Annotated in this window: 2 rRNA genes; both read right to left on the reverse strand. The window is 56.5% G+C overall.

What is annotated here, in order from left to right:
* Positions 1-3116 (reverse strand): 23S ribosomal RNA (locus ABEA34_RS24095); the annotation flags it as partial.
* A gap of 508 nt (positions 3117-3624) precedes the next feature.
* Positions 3625-5099: ribosomal RNA gene (locus ABEA34_RS24100) — 16S ribosomal RNA — on the reverse strand; the annotation flags it as partial.

The raw sequence follows: 5099 nt of genomic DNA on the forward strand, positions 1-5099 counted from the left end.
GGTCGGCTAGGCATTGCTGCTGTACACCTCCGGCCTATCAACCCAGTGTTCTGCTGGGGGCCTTACCCGGTTACCCGGTGGGAAACCTCATCTTGAAACGTGCTTCCCGCTTAGATGCATTCAGCGGTTATCACTTCCGAACGTAGCCAACCAGCCGTGCCCCTGGCGGGACAACTGGCACACCAGAGGTTCGTCCATCCCGGTCCTCTCGTACTAGGGACAGCCTTTCTCAAGTTTCCTGCGCGCGCGGCGGATAGGGACCGAACTGTCTCACGACGTTCTAAACCCAGCTCGCGTGCCGCTTTAATGGGCGAACAGCCCAACCCTTGGGACCTACTCCAGCCCCAGGATGCGACGAGCCGACATCGAGGTGCCAAACCATCCCGTCGATATGGACTCTTGGGGAAGATCAGCCTGTTATCCCCGGGGTACCTTTTATCCGTTGAGCGACGTCGCTTCCACATGCCGACGCCGGATCACTAGTTCCGACTTTCGTCCCTGCTCGACATGTCTGTCTCACAGTCAAGCTCCCTTGTGCACTTACACTCGAAACCTGATTGCCAACCAGGCTGAGGGAACCTTTGAGCGCCTCCGTTACATTTTAGGAGGCAACCGCCCCAGTTAAACTACCCATCAGGCACTGTCCCTGAACCAGATAATGGTCCTAGGTTAGACATCTAGTACGACCAGAGTGGTATTTCAACGTTGACTCCACACTCACTGGCGTGAATGCTTCACAGTCTCCCACCTATCCTACACAAGCCGAACCAAACACCAATACCAAACTATAGTAAAGGTCCCGGGGTCTTTCCGTCCTGCCGCGCGTAACGAGCATCTTTACTCGTACTGCAATTTCGCCGAGTCCATGGTTGAGACAGCGCCCAAGTCGTTACTCCATTCGTGCAGGTCGGAACTTACCCGACAAGGAATTTCGCTACCTTAGGATGGTTATAGTTACCACCGCCGTTTACTGGGGCTTAAGTTCTCAGCTTCGACACTTACGTGTCTTACCGGTCCCCTTAACCTTCCAGCACCGGGCAGGAGTCAGTCCGTATACATCGTCTTACAACTTCGCACGGACCTGTGTTTTTAGTAAACAGTCGCTTGGGCCTGGTCTCTGCGGCCTTCAACGCTTCCCCCAGCAAGTGGGTTCACGTATCCGGCCCCCCTTCTCCCGAAGTTACGGGGGCATTTTGCCGAGTTCCTTAACCATGGTTCGCTCGATCGCCTTAGTATTCTCTACCTGATCACCTGAGTCGGTTTGGGGTACGGGCGGCGCGTAGCTCGCTAGAGGTTTTTCTCGGCAGCATAGGATTACCCACTTCACCCAAAAGGGCTCGGCATCACATCTCAGGGCCGTGATCAAACACAAGACGACGGATTTGCCTATCGTCTCCCCTACATGCTTACCCACAGACAACCATCGCTGTGGTTGGGCTACCTTCCTGCGTCACCCCATCGCTTGACTACTACCGGATCGGGTCCCACGCTCCGCAAACCGGCCTCGCCCCGAAGGGTCCGGTCCGATAAGTTTCGGGTGGTTAGCATCACCGGGTTCGTCATGGGCGCTACTTTGCCGGTACGGGAATATCAACCCGTTGTCCATCGACTACGCCTGTCGGCCTCGCCTTAGGTCCCGACTTACCCAGGGCAGATTAGCTTGACCCTGGAACCCTTGATCATTCGGCGCACGGGTTTCTCGCCCGTGATTCGCTACTCATGCCTGCATTCTCACTCGTGTCGCGTCCACCCCTGGATCACTCCGGAGCTTCACTCGCGACACGACGCTCCCCTACCCATCCACACACCTGGACCACACCGTGGCCGGGTTAACGCATGAATGCCATAGCTTCGGCGGATGACTTGAGCCCCGCTACATTGTCGGCGCGGAATCACTTGACCAGTGAGCTATTACGCACTCTTTCAAGGGTGGCTGCTTCCAAGCCAACCTCCTGGTTGTCACTGCGACTCCACATCCTTTTCCACTTAGTCACCGCTTAGGGGCCTTAGCTGATGGTCTGGGCTGTTTCCCTCTCGACAATGGAGCTTATCCCCCACTGTCTCACTGCCGCGCTCTCACTTACCGGCATTCGGAGTTTGGCTAACGTCAGTAACCTTGTAGGGCCCATTAGCTATCCAGTGCTCTACCTCCGGCAAGAAACACGCGACGCTGCACCTAAATGCATTTCGGGGAGAACCAGCTATCACGAAGTTTGATTGGCCTTTCACCCCTATCCACAGGTCATCCCCTCAGTTTTCAACCTAAGTGGGTTCGGTCCTCCACGCGGTCTTACCCGCGCTTCAACCTGCCCATGGATAGATCACTTCGCTTCGGGTCTTGAGCGTGCTACTCAGACGCCCTATTAGGACTCGCTTTCGCTACGGCTTCCCCACACGGGTTAACCTCGCAACACACCGCAAACTCGCAGGCTCATTCTTCAAAAGGCACGCCATCACCCCAACAACCCCATAATCTAGAGGGGGCCAGCCGGGCTCTGACGGATTGTAGGCACACGGTTTCAGGTACTATTTCACTCCCCGCCAGGGGTACTTTTCACCTTTCCCTCACGGTACTTGTCCGCTATCGGTCATCAAGGAGTATTTAGGCTTAACGGGTGGTCCCGCCAGATTCACACGGAATTTCAGGGGTTCCGTGTTACTTGGGATACCACTCAACAGATGCGCACTTACACTTACGGGGCTATCACCCTCTACGGCGCCACTTTCCAATGGACTTCAACTTCCCGCGCATTTTCTTACTGTTCGACCAGCCGGCAGACCGGACAGAGTGGTCCCACAACCCCCTACCTGCAACCCCTGCCGGGTATCACACAGATAAGGTTTAGCCTCTTCCGATTTCGCTCGCCACTACTCTCGGAATCACTTTTGTTTTCTCTTCCTACCGGTACTGAGATGTTTCACTTCCCGGCGTTCCCTCCACACACCCTATATATTCAGGCGCGGGTAACACGACATGACTCGTGCTGGGTTCCCCCATTCGGACACCCCCGGATCACAGCTCGGTTGCCAACTCCCCAGGGCTTATCGCAGGCTCCTACGTCCTTCATCGGCTCTTGATGCCAAGGCATCCACCATGTGCCCTTCATAGCTTGTCGCACAAACACTCAACAAAAACTACAAAGAAACAAACAAACACCAACCCCCTGTTTACAGGGCACCGCCTGATGGACTCACCAGAACAGCACCCGGGGCCAGCGTTCTACAACAATCGCAACAACCACTCCCACCAAACCCACCCCATCACAGGGCGCGCCAGCAGGCCTACGGGCTGTTGCGAAGATGCTCGCGTCCACTATCCAGTTCACAAGTAACACACCCACCCAGGCAGACCGCCACCAACGTGACGACCAGTCCTGAAGGGCCAAGAGACCTGCCTGACGGCTGATGCCTCAGGACTCAACAGTGTGCCAACCCCAACCCATCCGACCACCCCTCCAGGTTCCACACCCGCCAGCAAGCTGGACGAGTAGTACTGAGAAGAGACGGCCCCACGGGCCAAAGCATCATCGACGATTCCACTAGTGAACACCACCAATGCCACCCAGACAAAACCAACCAGAAGACCTGGCCAGCAGCTGGACGTGCGGGGTATGTGCTCCTTAGAAAGGAGGTGATCCAGCCGCACCTTCCGGTACGGCTACCTTGTTACGACTTCGTCCCAATCGCCAGCCCCACCTTCGACGGCTCCTTCCACAAGGGTTAGGCCACCGGCTTCGGGTGTTGCCGACTTTCGTGACGTGACGGGCGGTGTGTACAAGGCCCGGGAACGTATTCACCGCAGCGTTGCTGATCTGCGATTACTAGCGACTCCGACTTCATGGGGTCGAGTTGCAGACCCCAATCCGAACTGAGACCGGCTTTTTGGGATTCGCTCCACCTTGCGGTATCGCAGCCCTTTGTACCGGCCATTGTAGCATGCGTGAAGCCCTGGACATAAGGGGCATGATGACTTGACGTCATCCCCACCTTCCTCCGAGTTGACCCCGGCAGTCTCCTATGAGTCCCCACCATAACGTGCTGGCAACATAGGACGAGGGTTGCGCTCGTTGCGGGACTTAACCCAACATCTCACGACACGAGCTGACGACAGCCATGCACCACCTGTACACCGACAAAAAGGGGCCATATCTCTATGGCTTTCCGGCGTATGTCAAACCCAGGTAAGGTTCTTCGCGTTGCATCGAATTAATCCGCATGCTCCGCCGCTTGTGCGGGCCCCCGTCAATTCCTTTGAGTTTTAGCCTTGCGGCCGTACTCCCCAGGCGGGGCGCTTAATGCGTTAGCTGCGGCACGGAACCCATGGAATAGGCCCCACACCTAGCGCCCAACGTTTACGGTGTGGACTACCAGGGTATCTAATCCTGTTCGCTCCCCACACTTTCGCTCCTCAGCGTCAGGTAATGCCCAGAGAACCGCCTTCGCCACCGGTGTTCCTCCTGATATCTGCGCATTTCACCGCTACACCAGGAATTCCGTTCTCCCCTGCATACCTCTAGTCTGCCCGTATCGAAAGCAAGCCCAGAGTTAAGCCCTGGGTTTTCACTCCCGACGCGACAAACCGCCTACGAGCCCTTTACGCCCAATAATTCCGGACAACGCTCGCACCCTACGTATTACCGCGGCTGCTGGCACGTAGTTGGCCGGTGCTTCTTCTGTACCTACCGTCACCACCATCATCGGCGCTTCGTCGGTACTGAAAGAGGTTTACAACCCGAAGGCCGTCATCCCTCACGCGGCGTTGCTGGATCAGGCTTCCGCCCATTGTCCAATATTCCCCACTGCTGCCTCCCGTAGGAGTCTGGGCCGTGTCTCAGTCCCAGTGTGGCCGGTCACCCTCTCAGGCCGGCTACCCGTCGAAGCCTTGGTAGGCCATTACCCCACCAACAAGCTGATAGGCCGCGAGCACATCCCTGGCCGAAAAAACTTTCCACCAACACCCCATGCAGGGATCGGTCGTATCCGGTATTAGCCACCGTTTCCGGTAGTTATCCCAAAGCCAAGGGCAGATTACTCACGTGTTACTCACCCGTTCGCCGCTCGAGTACCCCGAAGGGCCTTTCCGCTCGACTTGCATGTGT

This window comes from Nocardioides conyzicola, from assembly GCF_039543825.1.
GTDB classification, from domain to species: Bacteria; Actinomycetota; Actinomycetes; order Propionibacteriales; family Nocardioidaceae; genus Nocardioides; species Nocardioides conyzicola.